General features: G+C 67.7%; 18 protein-coding genes, 1 tRNA gene and 1 pseudogene. 15 read left to right on the top strand and 5 right to left on the bottom strand.

What is annotated here, in order from left to right; genetic code table 11:
- Window positions 1-15 precede the first annotated feature (15 nt).
- Window positions 16-1,893 (top strand): alkyl/aryl-sulfatase, encoded by a 1,878-nt coding sequence (locus H7J06_RS21635; RefSeq protein ID WP_275079726.1) that lies wholly within the window; start codon window positions 16-18, stop codon window positions 1,891-1,893.
- Window positions 1,894-1,972: 79 nt separating this feature from the next.
- On the opposite strand, the gene H7J06_RS21630 is transcribed toward H7J06_RS21635, so the two are convergent.
- Window positions 1,973-2,734: an SDR family NAD(P)-dependent oxidoreductase gene (locus H7J06_RS21630; protein WP_264041171.1), complete on the bottom strand. Its 762-nt coding sequence runs from the start codon at window positions 2,732-2,734 to the stop codon at window positions 1,973-1,975.
- Between the two features lie 39 nt (window positions 2,735-2,773).
- On the opposite strand from H7J06_RS21630, the gene H7J06_RS21625 reads away from it, so the two are divergent.
- Window positions 2,774-3,373: a histidine phosphatase family protein gene (locus H7J06_RS21625; protein WP_264041170.1), complete on the top strand. Its 600-nt coding sequence runs from the start codon at window positions 2,774-2,776 to the stop codon at window positions 3,371-3,373.
- Window positions 3,374-3,382: 9 nt separating this feature from the next.
- Window positions 3,383-4,420 (top strand): phosphotransferase family protein, encoded by a 1,038-nt coding sequence (locus H7J06_RS21620; protein ID WP_264041168.1) that lies wholly within the window; start codon window positions 3,383-3,385, stop codon window positions 4,418-4,420.
- Here H7J06_RS21620 and H7J06_RS21615 read toward each other — a convergent pair.
- Window positions 4,413-4,787, bottom strand: a complete 375-nt coding sequence (locus H7J06_RS21615) for a LapA family protein (protein ID WP_264041167.1) — start codon at window positions 4,785-4,787, stop codon at window positions 4,413-4,415. The genes H7J06_RS21620 and H7J06_RS21615 overlap by 8 nt on opposite strands.
- A gap of 156 nt (window positions 4,788-4,943) precedes the next feature.
- Here H7J06_RS21615 and H7J06_RS21610 point away from each other — a divergent pair, with 156 nt between their 5' ends.
- Genes H7J06_RS21610 through H7J06_RS21590 form a run of 5 tightly spaced genes read left to right on the top strand, consistent with a single transcriptional unit; the run spans window position 4,944 to window position 9,056 of the window.
- Window positions 4,944-5,897 (top strand): ABC transporter substrate-binding protein, encoded by a 954-nt coding sequence (locus tag H7J06_RS21610; RefSeq protein ID WP_308205814.1) that lies wholly within the window; start codon window positions 4,944-4,946, stop codon window positions 5,895-5,897.
- Between the two features lie 17 nt (window positions 5,898-5,914).
- A complete protein-coding gene (locus H7J06_RS21605) occupies window positions 5,915-7,015 on the top strand; it encodes an ABC transporter ATP-binding protein (protein ID WP_264041166.1) in 1,101 nt (366 codons plus the stop codon).
- Entirely contained in the window at window positions 7,016-7,675 is a 660-nt protein-coding gene (locus H7J06_RS21600) for an ABC transporter permease (protein WP_264041165.1), read from the top strand.
- Complete coding sequence (locus H7J06_RS21595) at window positions 7,672-8,451, top strand: ABC transporter permease (RefSeq protein ID WP_264041164.1); 780 nt, start codon at window positions 7,672-7,674, stop codon at window positions 8,449-8,451. The genes H7J06_RS21600 and H7J06_RS21595 overlap by 4 nt, the downstream gene beginning before the upstream one ends.
- Before the next feature lie 2 nt (window positions 8,452-8,453).
- Window positions 8,454-9,056 carry a putative glycolipid-binding domain-containing protein gene (locus tag H7J06_RS21590; RefSeq protein WP_264041163.1) on the top strand — a complete coding sequence of 201 codons (603 nt, stop codon included), beginning with the start codon at window positions 8,454-8,456 and terminating at the stop codon, window positions 9,054-9,056.
- On the opposite strand, the gene H7J06_RS21585 is transcribed toward H7J06_RS21590, so the two are convergent.
- On the bottom strand, window positions 9,019-9,963 hold the full coding sequence (locus H7J06_RS21585; RefSeq protein ID WP_264041210.1) for a prephenate dehydrogenase: 945 nt from the start codon (window positions 9,961-9,963) through the stop codon (window positions 9,019-9,021). The two genes, H7J06_RS21590 and H7J06_RS21585, sit on opposite strands and share 38 nt — an antisense overlap.
- An 82-nt stretch (window positions 9,964-10,045) precedes the next feature.
- On the opposite strand from H7J06_RS21585, the gene H7J06_RS21580 reads away from it, so the two are divergent.
- From H7J06_RS21580 to H7J06_RS21560, 5 genes are all read left to right on the top strand, one after another.
- Window positions 10,046-10,564: a tRNA adenosine deaminase-associated protein gene (locus tag H7J06_RS21580; RefSeq protein ID WP_264041162.1), complete on the top strand. Its 519-nt coding sequence runs from the start codon at window positions 10,046-10,048 to the stop codon at window positions 10,562-10,564.
- Complete coding sequence (locus H7J06_RS21575) at window positions 10,554-11,012, top strand: nucleoside deaminase (RefSeq protein WP_264041161.1); 459 nt, start codon at window positions 10,554-10,556, stop codon at window positions 11,010-11,012. The genes H7J06_RS21580 and H7J06_RS21575 overlap by 11 nt, the downstream gene beginning before the upstream one ends.
- Before the next feature lie 118 nt (window positions 11,013-11,130).
- A tRNA-Ser gene (locus H7J06_RS21570) sits at window positions 11,131-11,221 on the top strand.
- A gap of 257 nt (window positions 11,222-11,478) precedes the next feature.
- Complete coding sequence (locus H7J06_RS21565; protein WP_264041159.1) at window positions 11,479-11,691, top strand: hypothetical protein; 213 nt, start codon at window positions 11,479-11,481, stop codon at window positions 11,689-11,691.
- Window positions 11,688-12,587, top strand: coding sequence for a YncE family protein (locus H7J06_RS21560; RefSeq protein WP_264041158.1), 900 nt, complete (start codon window positions 11,688-11,690; stop codon window positions 12,585-12,587). Before H7J06_RS21565 ends, H7J06_RS21560 begins: the two co-directional genes overlap by 4 nt.
- Before the next feature lie 246 nt (window positions 12,588-12,833).
- Here H7J06_RS21560 and H7J06_RS21555 read toward each other — a convergent pair whose 3' ends face one another.
- The gene (locus H7J06_RS21555; RefSeq protein WP_264041157.1) at window positions 12,834-14,984 is read right to left on the bottom strand and encodes a cadherin-like domain-containing protein; all 2,151 of its coding nucleotides are present in this window, start codon (window positions 14,982-14,984) and stop codon (window positions 12,834-12,836) included.
- Between H7J06_RS21555 and H7J06_RS32445 the strand changes: the two genes are divergently transcribed.
- On the top strand, window positions 14,953-15,768 hold the full coding sequence (locus tag H7J06_RS32445) for a hypothetical protein (RefSeq protein WP_264041156.1): 816 nt from the start codon (window positions 14,953-14,955) through the stop codon (window positions 15,766-15,768). The genes H7J06_RS21555 and H7J06_RS32445 overlap by 32 nt on opposite strands.
- Before the next feature lie 146 nt (window positions 15,769-15,914).
- Here the strand turns inward: H7J06_RS32445 and H7J06_RS21545 are convergent.
- Window positions 15,915-17,197 (bottom strand): annotated as a pseudogene (locus tag H7J06_RS21545) (IS256 family transposase).
- Window positions 17,198-17,780: 583 nt separating this feature from the next.
- On the opposite strand from H7J06_RS21545, the gene H7J06_RS32440 reads away from it, so the two are divergent.
- Window positions 17,781-19,570: cadherin-like domain-containing protein (locus H7J06_RS32440; RefSeq protein WP_264041155.1), on the top strand; the 1,790-nt coding region annotated here is incomplete at its 3' end.

Below are 19,570 nucleotides of genomic sequence, written 5' to 3'. Positions count from 1 at the left end.
GGCAGGGTCATGGGCATGGACCAGAAGCCGCCCACCGCCGTGATCGAAACGGCCCACGCCGAGCACGTGAGCGGTCTTCCGTTCGCCGACACCAGGGACTTCGCCGACGCCGACCGCGGCTTCATCGCCGCACTCGAACCCTGCGTCGTCAAGGCCGCCGACGGTCGCGTGGTGTGGGACAACGACGTCTACTCGTTTCTCACCGGGGACGCGCCGACCTCCGTGCACCCCAGCCTGTGGCGTCAGTCGACGCTGGCGGCCAAGCAGGGCCTCTACGAGGTGGTGTCGGGCGTCTACCAGGTCCGCGGCCTCGACCTGTCCAACGTCAGCTTCATCGAGGGCGACACCGGCGTCATCGTGATCGACCCGCTGGTGTCCACCGAGACCGCGGCGGCCGCACTGGCGCTCTACCGCGCGCACCGGGGAGATCGCGCCGTCACCGCCGTCATCTACACCCACAGCCACGTCGACCACTTCGGTGGCGTTCTCGGGGTGACGACGCAGGCCGACGTCGACGCGGGCCGGGTGGAGGTCATCGCGCCGGCGGGGTTCATCGAGCACGCGGTGCAGGAGAACGTCTACGCGGGCACGGCGATGACGCGCCGGGCGGCGTACATGTACGGCACCGTGCTGGCCCGCGGACCGCAAGGTCAGGTCGGGTGCGGCCTCGGACAGACGCCGTCGACCGGTGAGGTGGCCGTCATCGTGCCGACCGTGAACGTGGCCGCCACGGGTGAGACGCGCACCGTCGACGGCGTCGAGATCGAGTTCCAGATGGCGCCGGGCACCGAGGCGCCCGCCGAGATGCACTTCTACTTCCCGCGTTACCGGGCGCTGTGCATGGCCGAGAACGCGACGCACAATCTGCACAACTTGTTGACGTTGCGCGGTGCGCTGGTGCGCGACCCGCACGCGTGGTCGGGTTACCTCACCGAGGCAATCGACGCGTTCGCCGACCGCACCGACGTCGTGTTCGCCTCGCATCACTGGCCGACGTGGGGCGAGGAGCGCATCGTCGAATTCCTGTCCCTGCAACGGGATCTGTACGCATACCTGCATGATCAGACCCTGCGGCTGATCAACCAGGGCCACACCGGCATCGAGATCGCCGAGACGTTCCAGATGCCGCCCGCGCTGCACGAGGCCTGGCATACGCATGGCTACTACGGGTCGGTCAGCCACAACGTGAAGGCCGTCTACCAGCGCTACATGGGCTGGTTCGACGGCAACCCGGCACGGCTGTGGCAGCACCCGCCCGAGGCGATCGCACCGCGTTACGTGGCCGCAATGGGTGGCCTCGACTGGGTGGTGGAGATCGCCCGTACCGCCTTCGACGAAGGCGACTTCCGCTGGGCTGCAACACTTCTGGACCACGCCATCTTCACCGACGAGAACCACGACGGGGCCAGGACGCTGTACGCCGACACGTTGGAACAGTTGGCCTACGGCGCGGAGAACGCCACGTGGCGCAACTTCTTCCTCGGCGGCGCCACCGAACTGCGCGAGGGCAACTTCGGTACGCCGGCGCAGACGACGTCGCTGTCGCTGTTGTCGCAGCTGACGCCGGAGCAGATGTTCGACAGCTTCGCGATCAGCGTCAACGGGCCCAAGGCCTGGGGCTTGGACCTCGCCCTCGACGTCACCTTCGAGGATCTGGCGGCGAACTACCGCTTGACGTTGCGCAACGGGGTGCTGGTGTATCGCAAGACATCCGCCGACCCGCAGACCGCCACGGCGACGGTCACGGTGGTGAACAAGCTGCGGCTGGTGACCTTCGCCACGGGCGACACCGCCTCGCCAGGGGTGCAGATCGCGGGTGACGCCTCCGCGATGGCGTCGCTGCTCGGCGTGCTGGACCGCCCGGACCCGAACTTCGCGATCGTCACCCCCTAGCTGCCTAGCCCCACCCGCGATTTGTGTGCGATCAGGAGCGGTGAGCGCTCCTAAGACACCGCAAATCGCCCGGGGTGGGCTAGGGGAGGCCCCCGTCGACCCGCAGGATCGACCCGGTGGTGAAGCTCGACGCGTCGGAAGCGAGAAACAGTGCGGCGCCGACGATTTCGCTGGGCTGTCCGGCGCGCTCGAGAGCCAGGTCGTCGAACGGCGTCTCGGTGCCGTCCAGATTCCAGGCCTTGCTCACGTCGGTGAGGAACGGGCCCGCCATCAACGTGTTGACCCGCACGGTCGGACCATAGGCCTTCGCAAGGCCCTCGGTCAGGGCGTTCAACCCCGCCTTGGCCGCGGCGTAGGGCAGCAGGTCGGGCGTCGGCCGGATGGAGCCGACGGAGCTGACGTTGACGATCGAGCCGCCACCCGCGGCGACCATGCGCTCGCCGATCAGCGCCGAAAGCCGAAACGGGCCCTTGAGATTCAGGTTGAGTACCGCGTCGAAGAGCCTCTCACTCACCGACGTCAGCGATTCGTAGAGCGGTGACATGCCGGCATTGTTGACCAGCACGTCGACCTTGCCGAACCGGTCGTAGACGGCGTCGACCAGTCCGTCGAGCTGATCCCACCGCCCGACGTGCACCTGGTACGGGAACGCGGTGCGGCCGGTCGCGGCCGAGATCTCCTCGGCGGTGACGACGCACGATTCGAGGTTCCGGCTGGCGATCACGACGTCGGCGCCGCATTGGGCTGCGCCGAAGGCCATCTCGCGGCCCAGACCGCGACTGCCGCCGGTGACGAGCACCACCCGGTCGGTCAGGTCGAACAACTCGTCGGCATACCCCACGGTGGGTCTCTCCCCTCTCGGCAGCCATATGGTGTCACGGTGCAACTGCTATTGGTTCGACATGCGCTACCCCTTCGCAGCGAGGCCGGGCAGGGGTCGGACCCCGACCTGTCCGCCGAGGGCGTCGAGCAGGCCAATCGGCTACCCGACGCGCTGAAGCGGTTTCCCATCACGCGGTTGGTCAGCAGCCCGCAGCGGCGCGCCCTGCAGACCGGGCAACCGGTCGCCGACGCCCTGGGGCTGCCAATCGAGGTCGACGAACGCCTCGCCGAATACGACTACGGGTTGTCGCACTACACCCCGATCGAGCAGGCCTCGGAGGAGGACCTCAAGCGCCTGATGAGCGGGCGGCTGCCCGGTGACGTGGACGAGGACGCCTTCATCGCCAGGGTGAGGGCCGGCGTCGACGACGTCGTCGCGGCCGCAGGGCACGACGAGACGGTCGCGGTGTTCAGCCACGGCGGCGTCATCAACGCCGTGGTGCACACCGTCATGAAGACCGAGCGGCTGCTGTGCGTCCAGGTGGACTACGCGGGCGTGACGCGACTGCTGTCGTCGCGAAGGGCCGGCCTCAACGTCGCGTCGATCAACGGCACCGAACACGTATGGGACCTGCTGCCGCGAAACCTGCGGTGGTAGACAAGTCCGGTGACGACGGATGCTTCCCCACTCGACGGCCTCGACCTGGATGCGCTCGACGTGCACCTGCGAGAGATCGGGGTCCCACGCCAGGGTGAGCTGCGCGGCGAGCTCATCGCGGGCGGCCGGTCCAACCTGACCTTCCTGGTGTTCGACGACGCCGCCAAGTGGGTGCTGCGCCGCCCGCCGCTGCACGGGTTGACGCCGTCGGCCCACGACATGGCCCGCGAGTACAAGGTGGTGGCCGCCCTGGAGAACACCGCGGTGCCCGTCGCCCACGCCGTCACCATGCGCAACGACGACTCGGTGCTCGGTGCGCCGTTCCAGATGGTCGACTTCGTCCCGGGCCGGGTGGTGCGCTATTCCGAGGAACTGACCGCACTCGGCGATCAGAGTGCCATCGACGCCTGCGTCGACGCGCTGATCACGGTGCTGGCCGACCTGCACGCCCTCGACCCGGAAGCCGTCGGGCTCGGCGACTTCGGCAAGCCGACCGGCTATCTGGAACGCCAGGTGCGGCGCTGGGGTGGGCAGTGGGATCTGGTGCGCCTCGAGGACGACCCCCGCGACGCCGACGTGAAGCGGTTGCACGCCGCGCTCGGGGAGTCGTTGCCGCCGCAGACCAGAAGCTCGATCGTGCACGGGGACTACCGCATCGACAACACGATGCTCGACGCGACGGACGCAACGAAGGTGCGGGCCGTGCTCGACTGGGAGATGTCGACGTTGGGCGATCCCCTCAGCGATGCCGCGCTGATGTGCGTGTACCGCCATCCGATGTTCGACATGGTCCATGCGAACGCGGCGTGGGCGTCCCCGCAGATTCCGTCGGCAGACCAACTGGCGCAGAAGTATTCGGTCGCGGCCGGCGTGCCGCTGGACCACTGGAACTTCTACATGGCGCTGGCGTACTTCAAACTGGCCATCATCGCGGCCGGAATTCAGTTCCGCGACCGGATGGGCGGCGGCACGGAGTACGGAGACAAGGTGGGGGAGGCCGTCGCACCTTTGGTGGCGGCCGGTCTTTCGGAGCTCGCCGCTACCTGAGCGCGGCCTTGTAGTTCTTCTTCGCCGCGCGTCGCAGCTGCACGATGCGGACGACGCCGGCCAGCGTCGTGACCAGGCCGCCGAGCACGGCGGCCGCCAGGAGTGCGACGCCCAGTGGCAGGCTCCACGACCAGCCCAGGAAGTGGAAGGTGCCGGACGCGGTGTTCTGCGCGATGAAGATCAACAGCACGATCAACACCAGGAAGCCGACGATCAGCGCCGACCACAGCGCCGCGGCCCTGGTGAAGTGGACGGCATTCTCGGGTACCGGTCTCGACGCGGGCGCGTCGACGGGTCCGGGCTCGACCGGGTCCAGCGGGCCGGAATGGCTCGGATCGGTGGGCTGGAACTGCGGGTCGACGCTCATGGGTCCATCCTTGCCCCTTTCCGGCGAATTGAAAACCGTCGGCAGTGGGTAGTCCCCGGATCGTCATCAGCGAAATCACCCCGAGTCAAAGCCAAGCAGCATCCGCATCGGCTGGCTATGGTCGCTCCAGGCCGGTGACGCCGAAAGGACGTTCATGTGAACCCCGTACGACGATCCACGCGCAGACGCGCCCTCGCCGTGGTGGCGACGACGCTCGCCCTGGTGACCGCCGCGTGCGGTAGCTCCAATCCCTTGGGCGGGGGTGAGGTGTCGGGTGACCTGAAGTCCATCGCGGTGGGTTCGGCCGACTTCACCGAGTCCAAGATCATCGCCGAGATCTACGCACAGGCGTTGGAGGCCAACGGGTTCGACATCCGTCGCCAGTTCGGCATCGGCAGTCGCGAGACCTACGTGCCCGCGGTGAAGGACCACTCGATCGACCTGATCCCGGAGTACACCGGCAACCTCCTGCAGTACTTCGACAAGAACACCAAGGCCACCGATCCGCAGTCGGTCGAGTTGGCGCTGTACCGCGCGCTGCCAGGCGATCTCTCCATCCTGACGCCGTCGCCGGCCAACGACCAGGACACCATCGCGGTCACCGCCGCCACGGCGCAGAAGTGGAATCTCAAGACCATCGGCGATCTGGCCGCCCACTCCGCCGAGGTGAAAGTCGGTGGGCCGTCGGAGTTCCAGACTCGCGCCGAGGGATTGCCGGGCCTCAAGGCCAAGTACGGGCTCGACATCGCCCCCGCCAACTTCGTCTCGATCAGCGACGGCGGCGGTCCCGCGACGGTCCGGGCACTGGTCGACGGCACCGTGACCGCGGCGGACATCTTCAGCACGTCGCAGGCGATTCCGCAGAACAACCTGGTGGTCCTGGAGGATCCGAAGAACAACTTCTTGGCCGCCAACGTCGTTCCGTTGGTGGCCTCGCAAAAGATGTCCGATCAGCTCAAGTCGGTGTTGGACGCCGTGTCGGCGAAGTTGAGCACGCAGGCGCTGATCGAGATGAACACCGCCACGTCGGGCAACAGTGGCGTCGACCCGGACGAGGCGGCACGCAAGTGGGTCCAGGACAACGGGTTCGACAAGCCGGTTACCGGATAGACAGCAGAGGACTTCCGATGATCACCTTCGACGGCGTAACGAAGAAGTACCCGGACGGCACCGTCGCCGTCGACGATCTGACCCTCGACGTCCCCGACGGCACCCTGGCCGTGTTCGTCGGTCCGTCGGGCTGCGGCAAGACGACGTCCATGCGGATGATCAACCGGATGATCGACCCGACGTCGGGCACGCTGACCGTCGACGGGAAGGACGTCACCAAGGTCGACGCGGTGAAGCTGCGGCTGGGCATCGGCTACGTCATCCAGAGCGCGGGACTCATGCCGCATCTGAAGGTGGTCGACAACGTCGCGACGGTGCCGGTGCTGATGGGGGAGTCGCGCCGCTCCGCGCGCAAGGCGGCCCTCGGCGTGCTCGAGCGGGTCGGGCTCGACCCGAAGCTCGCCGACCGGTACCCGGCCCAGCTCTCCGGCGGTCAGCAGCAGCGCGTCGGGGTGGCCCGCGCGCTCGCCGCCGATCCGCCGATCCTGTTGATGGACGAGCCGTTCAGCGCCGTCGACCCGGTGGTGCGGGAGGAGTTGCAGGTCGAAATCCTGCGGCTGCAAAGCGAATTGCGCAAGACCATCGTGTTCGTCACCCACGACATCGACGAGGCGCTGAAGCTCGGCGAGAAGGTCGCGGTGTTCGGCCGCGGCGGCAAGCTGCAGCAGTACGACGCGCCGCGGCGCCTGCTGTCCAACCCGGCCAACGACTTCGTCGCCGGGTTCATCGGCGCCGACCGCGGCTACCGGGGGTTGCAGTTCACGCCGGGCACCGGGCTGCCGCTGCACGACCTCAGGACCGTCAGCGAGGCCGGCGTCGACGCCCTCGATCTGGGTCCGGACGAGTGGGCCTTGGTCACGCGGGCCGACGGTTCGCCGTACGCCTGGATCGACGTGAACGGGGTCGGCCTGCATCGGCAGGGAAAGTCGTTGTACGACAGCACCATTGCCGGCGGCTCGCTCCTGGTCCCCAACGGCACGATGCGCCTGGCGCTCGACGCCGCACTGTCGTCGCCGGCTGGGCTCGGCGTCGTCGTCGACGACCGGCAGCAGGTGATCGGCGGCGTGAAGGCCGACGACGTCATCGCGGCCATCAAGGGCAAGAAGGGATCCACCTAGGTGCGGTATCTCTTCACACACCTCGGCGACGCCTGGGATCTGACGCTGATCCATCTCTGGCTGTCGCTGGTGCCATTGGTTCTCGGTCTGGTCATCGCGGTGCCGCTTGGCGCCCTGGTGCAGCGCACGACGGTGCTCCGGCGCTTCTCGACCGTCGTGGCCAGCATCATCTTCACGATCCCGTCGCTCGCATTGTTCGTCGTCCTCCCGTTGGTCATCCCGACCCGAATCCTCGACCAGGCCAACGTCATCGTCGCCCTGACGCTGTACACGGTGGCACTGCTGGTGCGGGCGGTGCCCGAGGCGCTCGACGCCGTCCCGCCGGCGGTCCTGGACGCCGCGACCGCCGTCGGCTACAAACCGCTGACGCGCATCGTGAAAGTCGAGCTGCCGCTGGCCATTCCGGTCCTCGTCGCCAGCCTGCGCGTCGTCGCGGTGACCAACATCTCGATGGTGTCGGTGGGCTCGGTGATCGGCATCGGCGGCCTCGGCACCTGGTTCACCGAGGGATACCAGGCGGACAAGAGCGATCAGATCATCGCCGGCATCGTGGCGATCTTCGTCCTCGCCATCGTCGTCGACACCCTCATCATGGTCGGCGGCAAGTTCGCGACCCCGTGGGTGCGGTCGGCCAAGAAGACCAAGGCGGGTGCCCGATGAACTTCCTGCAGCAGGCACTGTCCTTCATCTTCACCGCCGCCAACTGGGGCGGGCCCGCGGGCTTGACGGTGCGCATCCTCGAGCACCTGCAGTACACCGCCGTGGCGCTCGTCTTCTCGGCGGTGATCGCGATCCCGATCGGCATGATCATCGGGCACACCGGCCGCGGCACCTTCGTCGTCGTCGGCGGGGTGAACGCCCTGCGGGCGCTCCCGACGCTCGGCGTGCTGCTGCTCGGCGTGCTGCTGTGGGGGCTCGGCCTCGTTCCGCCGACGATCGCGCTGATGCTGCTCGGCATCCCGCCGATCCTCGCCGGCACCTACTCCGGCATCGCGAACGTCGACCGCGCCGTCGTCGACGCCGCCCGGTCGATGGGGATGACCGAGTCCCGGGTGCTGTTGCGGGTCGAAGTGCCCAACGCCCTGCCGTTGATCCTCGGCGGCGTGCGCACCGCGACGCTGCAGATCGTCGCCACGGCCACCATCGCCGCCTACGCCAGCCTCGGCGGCTTGGGCCGTTACCTCATCGACGGCATCAAGGTGCGCCAGTTCTACCTCGCCCTGGTCGGCGCGTTGGTCGTCACGGCCCTGGCGCTGATCCTGGACGCCGCGCTGGCCTTCGCGGTGTGGCTGTCGGAGCCGGGAACCGACAGATTCCGGAAGATGCCGCAGCCGTTCCTCGGCGACGAGGTCGCGCTCGAAGCCGCATCGACGTCACGATCTGGTGGGCTTTCGCGAGGAGACCACGAAGCACGGGGGCCGTCGCCTACGGTGTAGGCATGAGTGAAGTAGTCCGCTCTGAGTCGCAGGACAACTGGCCGGCAGTTCTGACGTGGCGCGCGCAGGACGTGCCCCGGATGGAATCGGTTCGGGTGCAACTGTCGGGCAACCGCATCAAGGCATACGGTCGCATCGTGGCCGCGGCGACGGAGGTGCACCCGGCGTTCAGCGCGTCCTATGACCTGGTCACCGACGACAGCGGCGCCACCAAGCGGCTGTCCTTGACGGTGACCATGGCCGAACGGGAACGCCAGCTGAACATCGCCCGCGACGAAGAGAACATGTGGTTGGTGCAGGACAAGCAGAACCACTCCACGCGGGAGCCGTACGGCGGTGCACTCGACGTCGACGTGATCTACAGCCCGTTCTTCAACGCGCTGCCGATTCGGCGGACCGGGCTCTACAAGGAGGCCGAGTCGGTCTCGCTGCCCGTGGTCTACGTGCGGCTGCCGGAGCTGACGGTGGACACCGTGACCATCGACTATGCGAGTGGGAAGCCCGGCGCCGGCATCGAGCTGAAGTCGCCGGTCGCGGAGACCACGGTCACCGTCGACGACGAGGGATTCATCCTCGACTATCCCGGACTGGCAGAGCGGATCTGATCACGCCGCCGGCACGCCCGGCGGCGGCGAGTTGCTCGCGCCAGCCCTCCTCGCCGATCGAGGTGGTCAGGATCTGCGGTCGGTCGAAGCCGTCGTAGCGCGTGCGGGCGGCGTGGCCCGACTCGACCAGTTCGGCGACGGAATCCCGGGTGGCCAGATGGTCGCGGGCGCGGCTCAGCAACTCGATGGCCGTGTCGAGCGACGAGGCCAACGGGCCCGCGTTCGCCTCGCACATCGCGCGCACCAGGTCGGGCGCGGTGGCGGCAACGCGGGTTCCATCCCGGAACGAGCCCGCGGCTAGCGAGAACGCCAGGGGCACGTCGGCCGCCGTCGTGGCCAGTGCCTCGGCCAGCAGATGTGGCAGGTGGGAGATGACGGCCGCGGCGGCGTCGTGCTGATCGGACCGGGCCGGGACGACGAAGCTCCCACAGTCCAGCGCCAGGTGCATGACCTCGGCCCACACGTGCTCGTCGACGTGGTCGTCGACGCCGAGCACCCACGGCGCGTCGACGAAGAGGGTGGCGTCCCCGGCGGTCCAGCCCGAGTGGGCGGTCCCGGTCATCGGGTGCCCTCCGACGAAGCGCGCGAGCAGACCGTGCTCTCGAACTGCTTGCAGGACGGCCACTTTCACGCTGGTGACGTCGGTGAGCGGGCAGTCGGGCGCCGTCGCGGCGACGTGGTGGAGCATGGTCGCAAGGGCGGGCATCGGGACGGCGAGTACGACGAGCGCCTGGGCCGCCGCGGCCCGCTGCAGGACCTCGGTGACGTCGGTGGAGGCGTCGAAGCCGTCGTCGCGGGCGCCGCGCACGCCGTCCACGGAACGGTTGTACCCGAAGACCTCGCGGCCGGCGGCGCTCGCCGCGCGCATCAACGATCCGCCGATCAGCCCGAGGCCCAACACGCACACCGGTCGTCTGGTCACCCTGCAAGGTTGACACTGATCGTGATGGCTGGTCAAAAACCCTGAGCTGGGACTAGCGTTGCCCTCCATGGGAGTACAGCGAGCGCAGGCGCAGAACCAAGCCGCAGATCTCCCGGACGGATTCGGCGTCGCGGTGGTCCGCGAGGACGGCAAGTGGCGCTGTTCGGCGCTGCGTAACGGCGCGCTGACGAACCTGTCGGATGCCGAAACCGAGCTGCGGGAACTGCGAAGCGCCGGGGCGGTATTCGGTCTGCTCGACGTGGACGACGAGTTCTTCGTCATCGTGCGGCCCGCACCGGGCGGTGCTCGACTGTTCCTGTCCGACGCCACCGCCGCCGTGGACTACGACATCGCCAGGCAGGTCCTCGAGAAGCTCGGCACCGACGTCGACCCCGACGACCTCGAGGACGAGGATCCCTTCGAGGAGGGTGACCTCGGAGTGCTCTCCGACATCGGGTTGTCCGAGGGCGTGCTGAGCATCATCATCTCCGACGACGACTACGCCGACGAGCAGCTCTCGCGGATCGCCCAGGAGATGGGCTTCGGCGACGAGATGTCGGCCTTCCTGGACAAGCTTGACCGATAAGTCCGACGCCGACCTGATCCGTCTCGCGCTGGAGGCGGCCTGCACCGTCGGACCCCGCGACGTGCCGATCGGTGCGGTGGTGGTCGGTTCCGACGGCGTCGAGCTGGCGCGGGCGGCCAACGCGCGGGAAGCGCTCGGCGATCCGACCGCGCACGCCGAGATCCTGGCGCTGCGGGCGGCGGCCTCGGTGCTCGGCGACGGGTGGCGGTTGGAGGGCGCGACGCTCGCGGTGACGGTCGAGCCGTGCACCATGTGCGCCGGCGCTCTGGTGATGGCACGCGTCGCCCGGGTGGTGTTCGGGGCGTGGGAGCCGAAGACGGGTGCCGTTGGCTCACTGTGGGACGTCGTGCGCGACCGACGGTTGACGCATCGGCCGCAGGTGCGCGGCGGCGTGTTGGCCGAGGAGTGCGCGGCGCCGCTGACGGAGTTCTTCGCCCGCCAGCGGTGAGCGTTTGGCGGGCGCGCCGAGTGTGGGTCTCATGGCGAAAGGCGGCCCGAAATTCGCCATGCGGCCCACGGTCGGCGGCGATTAGGGGCCGCGCCGCCTTCCCGGTAAGCTGCCCCACGGTGGCGTGTCCGAGCGGCCTAAGGAGCACGCCTCGAAAGCGTGTGACGGGTAACCCCCGTCCGAGGGTTCAAATCCCTCCGCCACCGCCATGAACCGCCCCCCTGCTCACGCAGGTCAGGGCGGTTTTTTGGATAGTCAGGGGATGTGATGAGTCGTTCCCTGCCCACATTTTGACCACAATCTGTCGTAGCCGCCCCTGATCGACCAGCGAGTCCGAGCGCGCGGCGGTGCCTCGCCACCCACTGACGGTACGTTCGGCGACCCGACCTCAGTTGATGACGGCGCTACGACGAACACGGTCACGAATACGGTGCCGCTGACACCCACCCACACGGGAGGGCTTGTGGTGAGCCCCGACGGCAAGACCGTGTATGTCACCGACACGACCAACCGGACTATCACCGCTGTCGACACCGCAACGAACCGCACCACCACCGTGGCGATGCCAGTGACGTCGGCGGTGTTGAGCCCCGACGGCAAGAGCATGTATGTCGTGTCGAGAAATGCACTCGGAACAGGCCCGAACGCGACTCTGGCGGTCATCGACACGGCACCTTGACGACGAAAGGTGTCGTTCTCCTCGGCTATGGCGGCGACGGCGTGGCGATCAGCCCCGACGGCAGCAAGGTCTACGCCGAGTCAATGGACTCCACGGGCACCGAATACGTGAATGTATTCGACGCAGGCACACTCTCCCTCACCAACCAGACGTCGAGCCCCCTGCTGGAGTATCCCAACTACGCCCTGAGCCCGGACGGCCATTTCCTCTACGCAGCTCAAACCCTGATGGACAATGGCGGCGGGGGCACGGTCTACGTCTTCGACACCACCAAGTTTCCCGCTGCCAGCGCCGGAACGGGCACAGGCGGTACCTCAGGTGGGGGAAGTTCAGGTGGGGGAACCACCGGTGGCGGAACGTCGACCGGCGGGACCGGCTCAGCCGGCGGCAACGACGCGATGCATCTATGGATCGACTCGATCGGAACGATCTTCGATGACTTTAAGGTAGGCGTCATTGGCTCCGCACTGCACGTCAGCGTGATCTTCGACGACCTGGCCCAGGGCAGATTCGGCGACGCGCTATACGACACAGTGCAATTGGGCGCAGGAGCCTTGGAAACCAACCCCATATTCCTCGTCAGAGGTCTGGGCATCTTCCTCGACTTGTCCGCTCAAGCCGCCAAGTCGTTCACCACGAGCGGCCCACCATTGTCACCAAGCGAGTTCGTGCAATACCTGATCACCCATCCCTTCGACGCCGCAGGCGGTGCCACTAGCGCCGTGGTCGGCGCAATTGGCAACACGATAGGCCACACTGTCGGTGTTCCGCAGATCGCGATCAACGCGGTCGTCGACCCGGCAGTGCAGGGAATCATCGACGGAGCACACACACTCGAAACTGGATTCGATCACGGCGTCGACAACGTCCTTCATGCTCGCTGGCCCTGGAGTTGATCGTGACAAGTTTCAGGCGGATTGCGCTGAGTACTGACCGGGCGTCGATGGATCGGATTTTCCCCACCACCATCTCACTGCGAGCACCAGACGAAACGTAAGACCGCATGTGCGAGACAGGATTCGAGACGCTGCGACCTGGTCCGATCCGAACGGATTGCCGAAGTAGAACTCCTGTCTCGAATTTCTAGAAACGAGATGGTGCCCGGCGCGCCGAGGGTACGAGCGACTCGCTGCCGACGACGCTCATGTCTGGTTAGTGACTGCCGCCGGTGGTGGTATTGGCACGTCCGCGTATACCGTGACGCCGGCGGGAAGGCTAATCGGTATCCCGACACCCAATTGAAAGACAAGTGGGTCGGGCGGTATATCGCCACTGGCGTACACGTTGATGACGCCAGTATCGAGGAGCGGTCCACCCGCGACGGCGTTGTCGACGATGGTGGTGCTGCCGGCAGGGCTGCGGTAGGTGAAGAAGAAGGGGTCCGGTTGTTGACAAATCGATCCACCTAGCGCGGTGTGGACCTTTATATAACCGTAGTACGGGTCGTTGATGCTCAAAGCTATATAGGCTTGGGAGACGAGGCCGCCTTGATTATCCGTCCAGAGTGGCCCGACGTTCGTGAACAGCTCCAGCAGGACGGGTTGCTGTGAGGCCGGGACGATCGGGAACCCGACCTCGACGAAGCCGATGGGGGTGCCCGTCGGGTCGACGATGATGGATTGGTAGACGTCCACCAGTGGCCCGCCCGCGTCGGCGTTGGCGCGGGCCTGCGCGCTAGGGGTGTACTCCAAAACGCCGTTCACGTTCGCTGCGACGACGGCGGTGACGGTTCCGCCCAACGCGGTCGTACCGCCGGTGACGCCGTCAGGAAGCTCATAGACAGTACTTGTGCCGTCGCTCTGGAGGATGAGGTCGCCGCCGAATCCCATGTAGGGGAGACGGAGACTGGCGGGGGGGCTGATGCTGGCTACGACGTTCACCGTGGTCGTGGCGCCGTGCCCGTCGGCGACGGTGACTGCGAAGGTGTCGGTCGTCGGCCCGCCCACCGCGGCCGCGGCCCTGGCGGCAGCGCTCGGGGTGTAGGTGAAGGCGCCGGTCGAGGTGACCACGACGGTGCCACCGTGGGTGGTCGTGGTGGTGGGTCCGGTGTAGGTCAACGGATCACCGTCGGCGTCGGTCGCGGTGATGGCCCCGGTGACGACCCCCGTGGTGCCGGGGGCGCCGGCGGTGTAGGTGGCGGTGGGCGAGGTGTTGGTCGGGACGATGGTGACGCTGACCGGGACCGCGACCGAGCCGCCGTGGCCGTCATCGGCGGTCACGGTGAAGCCGTCGGTGCTCGGCCCACCACCGGCGGCGGCGTGCTGCGCGGCCGCACTCGGGGTGTAGGTGAAACCCCCTGTCGCAGTGGTCGTCACGGTCCCACCGTTGGCGGTCGTGCCGGTGGGCCCGGTGTAGGTGAGGTGGTCGCCGTCGGCGTCAATCACCGACACCGTGCCGGTCACCACACCATTGGTCCCGGCCGGGTTGACCGTGGTGGTACCGGGCACCGGGGCGGCGTCGGCAGGGGACACCGGCACCGACACCACGATCGGTGTCACCCCGCCGCGGCCGTCAGAAGCGGTGATGGTGAACGAATCCGACAACGCCGACGCCGGCGCGCCGGTCGCGGCGGCGTCGTGGCGGGCCTGGGCGGTCGGGGTGTAGACGAACCCGCCGGTGTCGTTGAGCGCCACGACGGTGCCGCCCAACGTCGAGGTCGCCGCCGTGGTGTAGGTGATCGGGTCCCCGTTGGGGTCGGTCGCACTGACCTGACCCAGGACCACCCCGTTCTCCCCCGGGTTGGTGACGTAGGTGGCCCCCGCGACGGGAGCCTGATTGGTCCGCGAGATAGGCACCGACACCGTGCTGGAGGCGGAGGAGAAGAAGTTCGACGCGGTCACCGTGAACCCGTCGCTGCTCACCGTGCCCTGACGGGCGGCCGCGCTCGGGGTGTAGGTGTAGGTGCCGTTGGCGTTGACGGTGACGGTGCCCGAGGTCGGCGCTGTGGTGACGGTGTAGGTCTGGGGCAGGAACAGCGGGCTGGTGAACGCCACCGACCCGGTCACCACCCCGGTCACCGGATCCACGCTCTGTTGAACGCGGTCAGCGGCGTAGGGGGTGAACACCGCTTGGATGCGGCGGAACACCGCGACCACCAAATCGGCCAACGGGTTCGGCGGGGTGACTGGAGCCGACGGGGAGCTCAACGCGTTTCCGGCGTTGAGCCCGAAGATCGACAACACCACGCCGACGATCGCGGTGAACGGCGTCACCACCGCCTGAGACACCGGCGCCACCGGTGTCACCGACAGGGCTGCCGGGGTGAGGGCGGTCGACCTGGCCGTCGATGCCACCGGTGCGACTCCCGACGCCACGGCGTTCGCGGCGCTCGACGAAGCAGTGGATGACCCTGCGGTCTTGGACACCGCGGCCTTCAGCAGCGGGTTGGCCGGCGCCGAGGACGCCGCCGGTGTCGCCGCACCCGTCGCCGGGGCCGGCGTGGGAGCGGTTGCCCCCGCGGTGGTGGCGGGGGAAGCCGGCGTGGTCGGGGTAAGCGTCGACGCCGGCCCGGTGGGCTCGGAGGCTGGCACCGTCGGCGCAGTCCCGGTGGGCTCGGTAGCCGGGGTCGTCGGACCCGCCGTGGTGGGCGCAACCGGATCCGACGAGGCGGGCGCGGTCGACTCCGCGCTGGAACCAGCCGACGACGTGGTCGACGACGGTGACGCCGATAACGCCGGTGTGGTCGACTCCGAACCGGAACTGGCCGCCGAGGAACTCGAGGAGGTGATCGGCTTCGTCGACCCGGTCGATTCAGAGCTGGATGCGCCCGCGGAAGTGGTCGTGGTCGACCCGGAACTGCCGCCCACCGTGGTCGCTGAAATCGTCGACGACGGTGAGGTCGTCGTGGTCGAGCTGGCCCCCGCGGCGGGCGAGGACGTCGTACGGGTTGCCGCCGTGCCCTCGGTGGCGGTCTTGGCGGTGCCGGTGCCGGTGTCGGTGCTGGAGCTACTACTCGCCGACGAGGGAGACCCCGACGCGGCGTCGGTGTCGGCGTGGGCCACACCCGAACCGCTGATCAACGCCGCCCCCAAACCCACGGTCACCGCCGAGGTCCTCACCCACGTCGGCACCTCGTAGGTCGACGGGACGCGATGGCGGCCGCGACCCGACTTGGCTGCTCGAGCCTTTGCCTTGGCACGATTCTTCACCCGATGAGCACTCATGACAGCAATCCCGCTTCCCCGACGCGCGCGCTTACCCGGATTTGCTTCGAATAGGGTGCGTCAGCGCTGATCTTGACTGTCGTCACTGGGATCGGTGATCACGTACCGGGGCTTGCACGGCAAACTATAGACACGAATGCAAATATTTTGTAAACACCCCGCCCCAGGTTCGCTGAAACTGGGAGATCCGAGGTAGCGAATCGCGATTCGGCCCATTCGTCGTGCTGTTCGGCCAGCACGGCGCCGACGAGGCGGATCAGGGCGTCGCGGTCGGGGAAGATGCCCACGACGTCGGTGCGCCGGCGGATCTCCTTGTTGAGCCGCTCCTGGGGGTTGTTCGACCAGATTTGGCGCCAGATCTGCTTGGGGAACGCGGTGAACGCCAGCAGATCCGGCCGGGCTGCCTCGAGGTGGTCGGCCACCTTGGGCAGTTTGTCGGCCAGCGCGTCGATGATCCGATCATATTGCGCGGCAACGGATTCGGTGTCGGGTTGATCGAACACCGAATGCAGCAGCGTGCGCACCCACGGCCACGACGACTTCGGGGTCACCGCCATCAGGTTGGTCGTGTAGTGGGTGCTGCACCGCTGCCACGTCGCTCCGGGCAGGGTGGCACCGATCGCGGCCACCAGGCCGGCATGCGCATCGGAGGTCACCAGCTTCACCCCGGACAGGCCGCGGGCGGTCAACGACCGCCAGAACGTCAACCAGCCGGCGCCGTCCTCGGCGGTGCTGACGTCGATACCCAGAATCTCCCGGTAGCCCTCGGCGTTGACCCCGACAGCGATCAGGGCGTGCACGTTGACCACCCGCCCGCCTTCGCGGACTTTGAGCACCAGGGCGTCGGCGGCCACGAACGTGTAGGGGCCGGCGTCCAACGGGCGGGTGCGGAACGCCCCCACGGCGGTGTCGAGTTCCTTGGCCATCACGCTGACCTGAGACTTCGACAGGCTGGTGATGCCCAACGTGTCGACGAGCTTGTCCATCCGCCGGGTGGACACCCCGAGCAGGTAACAGGTCGCGACCACAGTCGTCAGCGCCCGCTCGGCGCGTTTGCGGCGTTCCAGCAGCCAGTCCGGGAAGTACGAACCTTGCCGTAGCTTCGGGATCGCGAGATCCAATGTACCTGCGCGGGTGTCGAATTCGCGGTGCCGGTAGCCGTTGCGGGAATTGGTGCGCTGCGTCGAACGTTCGCCATAACCGGCGCCGCACAGGGCGTCGGCCTCGGCGCCCATCAAAGTGTGGATGAACGTGGCGAGCAGCTCTCGCAGGACGTCGGGGTGGGTGGTGGTGAGTCGTTCGGCCAGCACGGTGGGCAGGTCGATATTCTGGGCAGCGGTCATCGCGTGGTTCCTTTGCTCGAGTGACTTTGGACGGTCCCTCGAAGAAGCACGCGATGACCTTCAATCAGTCGGCTACGACACGCCGGTACCGCTGATCAGGTCCGACTCGTACACCACTCTGCTGGACGCAACCCGGCGCGGATCCTCTGCCTCCAGCGCACGGGTCAGGAGGGCCAGGAATACGGGGCATTGCAGACGAACAGCGTTTCATTCAACACCAGGCGTCGAAGCCCAACTTCGGAAGGTGGGCGAACGTCGTGCCCACATTTTGCCCACACATGCCCCTGATTAGTGGTCATCTGTTCGAATCTCCAGTGATCTAAACTCGCCGTTCAGCACCGTTTTCAGCCCACACGCAGCAGCGACGAATAGGGTTCAAATCCCTCCGCCACCGCCACGAACCGCCCTCCTGTTCACGCAGGTAAGGGCGGTTCTTGCGTTTGCGCCGGTCCCCACCAATCTCGGGTTCTCACCCCGAGCGCGTAGGGTTTTCCCCGTTTCCCCCAGGGCCGCTGGCGATTAGCTTCACTTTTGCTGTGAGCGCTGGCAAAGGTGCCGGCCGCAGTCTCTGGGGGGAGTCTTCGTGGGTTGTGCAAAGTATGTCGGTCGAGTCGGCGCCCTGGCCGTGGCCCTAGGCATTGGCACGGCGGTCGTCACCGCGCCGGGCATCGCCTGGGCTGACGACACGGGCGCCTCGAGCAACGACAACCCACCGCAAGACGGAGCGAACCCGGCCGGGCCGAACGCCGACACCGGCAGCTCCGACACCAGCACCCCCGGCGCGGCACAGGACGGCATCACCGACACCGGTACCGCGACCACCACGACCACCCAGCAGGGGTCGACCACGACGACGGTGGGGGGCGGCCCATCCGGACCAACGGTGACGTTTGGCAGCTCAAGCAACACCGGCAGCATCGGCGAGGCCACCACGGAGGACAGCCCACCTCCGCTTCCGCCAAGCACCGCCACCACCGCGCCCGAGGCCGCCAATCCCGACCCGACCGTCGCGAGTCCGACGACGGTGGTCGCCACTCCGGCGCCGGTCCCGCCGACGTCCACACCGTCGGCACCTGCCGTGCCCGTTGGTGCGCAAGACCACGACGGCGCCATCGCCACGAACGGTACCGCCGTCGCCACGGGGAGCCCGACGTTCGCAGCGTCGACTCCCGCCGGTCACGAGGCACCGCCCGTCTTTGCCGCCCGACTGGCGACTATCAATGCTCCAGAGTCGAACGCATTGCAGGACAACACCATCAGCGCGTTGGCCGTACCCGTGCTACCGGTTCCGACGGCACCGCAGCCCACCCTCGCGGACGCCGTGCTGGCATTGCCAGGCACGATCATCTCCACCGCGCTGAATCTGATATCGGCGGCATTGGCTCCGCTCATCGGCCCGGGTGCACCCGCCGACAACCCCGTCTTGTGGGGTGTGTTGGCCTTCGTCCGTCGCCAGTTCAACGAATCGTTCGCCAACTCGACCCCGGTCCTGGCGCCACGGCAGACCAGCCAGGACCTCGACGACGACCAGGTGCACGGAACCTTCGGGGGCAGTGACGCCGACGGCGACGTCCTCGCCTACACCGTGCCCAGCACCGGGACGGGTGCTCCCGCCCACGGCACCGTCACCGTGGATCAGGCCAGCGGCACCTACACGTACACGCCCACCGCCGGATACGTCGGAGAGGACTACTTCTTCGTCACCGCCACCGACGCCACCGGGGCCTCGCACGTTCACGCCCTTGGCCAGACCCACACCGCCGCCGCCCGCGTGGACGTCACGGTGGCCCCAAGCACGACTCCGGTCAACCACGCGCCAGCGGCGGGGAACGATTCGTTCACCACCGACGAGGACACTGCCTTCAGTGGGTCGGTGCTCGGCAACGACTCCGATTCCGACGGCAACGCGCTGCATACGGTGCCGGTGACCAAAGCCACCAGCGCAGGCGGGTCCGTGTCGATCAAGGCCGACGGCACCTTCACCTACACACCGAAGGGAAACTTCAACGGCACCGACACATTTGCGTACACGGTCGAGGACGGAACCGGCGCCGCCAACGCGTCCGCGCTGGGCACGGTGACCATGACGGTGAACCCGGTCAACGACGCGCCGACGCTGTCGGTGGTGACCGAGGAGACCGGTGCGGCCAACGGCGCGGTGAAGGTGACGCTGACCTACGCCGAGCCCGAAGGTGACCTGACAAGCGGCTACATCGCAACGCCCGTGCATGGCGGGTTGTACGCCGATGCCGCGGGCCTGGTGCCCGTGCCCACGGGCGTGAGCAGCCCGCCGTTTCCAGGCTCGTCGACGTCGGTCACCCAAAGCGTGTACTACATTCCGGACCCGACTCGGCCGGGGACGGAGACGTTGTC

The sequence above is a fragment of the Mycolicibacterium hodleri genome (genome assembly GCF_025822245.1).
GTDB classification, from domain to species: Bacteria; Actinomycetota; Actinomycetes; order Mycobacteriales; family Mycobacteriaceae; genus Mycobacterium; species Mycobacterium hodleri.
The sequence above is the reverse complement of the archived record's forward strand: the minus strand, read 5'-3'. Positions and strand labels throughout refer to the sequence as shown.

What these genes read in the sequence shown, in the direction of transcription:
- H7J06_RS21605 (WP_264041166.1), top strand. Translation starts at nt 5,915, where the DNA reads ATGATCACCTTCGACGGCGTAACGAAGAAGTACCCGGACGGCACCGTC.
- H7J06_RS21595 (WP_264041164.1), top strand. Translation starts at nt 7,672, where the DNA reads ATGAACTTCCTGCAGCAGGCACTGTCCTTCATCTTCACCGCCGCCAAC.
- H7J06_RS21580 (WP_264041162.1), top strand. Translation starts at nt 10,046, where the DNA reads ATGGGAGTACAGCGAGCGCAGGCGCAGAACCAAGCCGCAGATCTCCCG.
- H7J06_RS21635 (WP_275079726.1), top strand. Translation starts at nt 16, where the DNA reads ATGGACCAGAAGCCGCCCACCGCCGTGATCGAAACGGCCCACGCCGAG.
- H7J06_RS21590 (WP_264041163.1), top strand. Translation starts at nt 8,454, where the DNA reads ATGAGTGAAGTAGTCCGCTCTGAGTCGCAGGACAACTGGCCGGCAGTT.
- H7J06_RS21615 (WP_264041167.1), bottom strand. Translation starts at nt 4,787, where the DNA reads ATGAGCGTCGACCCGCAGTTCCAGCCCACCGATCCGAGCCATTCCGGC.